Here is a 2,631-nt window from a genome sequence, read left to right as displayed (position 1 = left end):
CCTTGAGGGGGGAGGATCCGCCGTCGCTCAAGCTATGGCGGGACAAGTCAGAGGTGGGGGTGAAAGTGATTTTTGAGTCACGCCGAAGGCGTGATCCCCTCAATCCCCTCCCCTCAGCCGCCTTCGCATAGAGCTTCGTCGGGCCAGGAGGGAGGGGAAGATTAAGGAGGTTGGTTGCTGAAAGGAGGTGGGGGTGAGGGATAATCGCCCTGGCCGTGGCAGTCTTAGGCCCTGCGGCCCAACGGCCCGGGTTTAACCGCCAAGCACGCCAAGCACGCCAAGAAGGACACTCCCTCACCGGTACCGGTCGATGGACCTGAGTCCCGTGATGAAATCCATTTCCTCCCGGGTTCAGTTCCATCGACCTGAACTTTCCCCCAGGAAAGCCCATTCCGTGAGGAACGGGCCGGTGAGGGAAAGAGTCTTCCCGGTGCCTCTACGTAAAGCTTCCTGTAAGCTCTTAGGGTATGGACCTGTGCTGTCCCCTGTTTCAGGTTCCCTCCGCGTTCTTGGCGTGCTTGGCGGTTAAATTGCCCTGAAAGAATTGACGGCATAAGCCCGGGCCTATCGAGGGGCGTCCTTCCGCCTTCGCTTTTTTGGATTTGTGTCGGAAGGCTGCGTTAAAGCTTTTAGATCTTGACTGTCAGCTGGCAGCTGTTGAGCGGTAGTGAAAACAGGCTGAAAACCCTTTGTCCCCATCGCTTCCGGACAAAGGGTTTTCTTGCATTCCCCCCCCCCGACCGTGTAATCTGATGATATTATCAGAGCGGGGTCAAAGGGGCATCAACAGGACTATCCATACACATCCCGAAACCACCACAAAAGGCTGACAAGGAGGTCAACCATGGCAGCTGTATCCACTGCGGATTTCGAAAGGGCTCTCGGGATCGGGCGTCCGCCCAACATCGTCAACCTGTTCCCCAACTCCCGGGCTCTCATCGTCAGCGGCAAGGCCATTGACCGGGCCATGATCGCCAGGGGCAAGGCCATGACCATCGCGGCCAACGGCCGCAACCAGTTCGTCGTGCGCGGCGCCCTGGCCGCGGCCCAGCGAGCCAACGCGGCCATCATCGTGGAGATCGCCAAGTCCGAGGGAGGCGCGGGAGCCTACTGCGCGGTGAACTTCTGGAACCTGGCGCGCATGGTGGATGCCATCGCCAACGAACTGGGGGTCACTGTCCCTGTCGCCATCCACGCCGACCACTACGGCATCAAGGGTGACGCTGACGTGGAGAAGGCCCGGATCGAGATCCCCTCCATGTTCGACGCGGGGATGACCTCCATCGCCATCGACGCCTCCCATCTCCCCGACGACCAGAACCTCCTGGCCAGCATGGAACTGGCCAGGTACGTGCCGTCCTGGGCCGGGCTCGAAACCGAGGTGGGTGAGATCAAGGGCAAGGAGGGGATGTCCACGGTGGGCGAGGCCCTCTTCCTGGTCCAGGGGCTCAACGCCCACGGCATATTCCCTGACTGGATCGCATTAAACAACGGCACCACCCACGGCATCGAGGCCAGCGAGGCCGGCATCCAGGTCGAACTCACCTCCAGGATCCACGCTGCCCTCAAGCCTTACCATGTTTCGGGGGCCCAGCACGGGACCTCGGGAAACAGCAGTGAGCGGCTGCGCCGCATCGCCTCGGAGACATCGACCACCAAGGCCAACGTGGCCACCGCCCTCCAGATGATCTCCTGGGGCGTCAAGGTCAACGATTACGGAAACGCCCAGCTCGACGATGACGGCCAGTTCATCCGCGCCGATAACGCCGGCGTGACCGACGGCCTGTGGGCGGAGATGGTGGCGTACGCCGCCGAGAAGGGCTGGAAGAAGGGGGACTACAAGAAGCTGAACCTTCCCTTCGAGAACAAGCTCCTGGGGCAGCCCGGAGGTGTGCGTGACAGGATGGTAAAAGCCGTCGAGGATTTCACCTGCGGGCTTCTCACGGACGTCTTCAACGCAGCGGACACGGCTCCCCTGGTCGTGGAGGCGATCCTGGCGGCCGGTTCCCACGACCTGGGACCCAAGGCGGTCCGGATGGAAGACCCGTCGGAATGGACGCCGGAGAAAATCGCCGACAGGGCCGCCGCCATCGATTCCGACAAGGGACCGGAAGGCGATTTCGAGGACTAACATAAAATCCGGGGTATCCGCCGCCCGGATGTTATGTCTGAAAAAGCTTTGAATCAGGTTGAGAACATGGAAAAGGCTTGTCATTGCGAACTGATACCGGGTGAAGCAATCTCGGCCGGCTGGCGCGCCTGCCACGAAAGACGATTCACCACGGAGGCACGGCTTGTCACGCCATAGCTCGAAGAGCGACGGCGGAAGAAAATCGGAGAAAACCGGAAACGGGAGGATACTCTCAGGCATGTGCCGTAAAATCCTGAAGAGCGGCCTCACGCCAAGGCGCAAAGACGCGAAGAAAGGCGATAGTCAGGGTAAAGGACTTATCTCTACGTCATCCCGGACACCAGCGCCTGATGCGGTGTGATCCGGGATCCAGGTGTTGCTGGCCGACCGAAGCGACTGATCGATAAACAAATCACAGTTGATGGACACGTAAAAAGTCCATCAACGCGCCCCTTGCGGGGCGCCCGGATCGATGACCGTTAAATATGTCAGCGATCCGT

At 60.3% G+C, this 2,631-nt stretch carries 1 protein-coding gene; it reads left to right on the top strand.

The window, feature by feature from the left end; translation table 11 throughout:
* Positions 1 to 844: 844 nt before the first annotated feature.
* Positions 845 to 2,131 carry a class II fructose-bisphosphate aldolase gene (locus P1S46_08275; protein MDF1536479.1) on the top strand — a complete coding sequence of 429 codons (1,287 nt, stop codon included), beginning with the start codon at positions 845 to 847 and terminating at the stop codon, positions 2,129 to 2,131.
* The last annotated feature ends 500 nt before the right edge of the window (positions 2,132 to 2,631 follow it).

The organism is bacterium (assembly GCA_029210545.1).
Taxonomy (GTDB): domain Bacteria; phylum BMS3Abin14; class BMS3Abin14; order BMS3Abin14; family BMS3Abin14; genus JARGFV01.
This window is presented reverse-complemented; position numbering and strand designations above follow the sequence as displayed.

Bases quoted from the DNA above. Each gene is read 5' to 3' on its own strand.
- P1S46_08275 (MDF1536479.1), top strand. From the start codon at position 845: ATGGCAGCTGTATCCACTGCGGATTTCGAAAGGGCTCTCGGGATCGGG.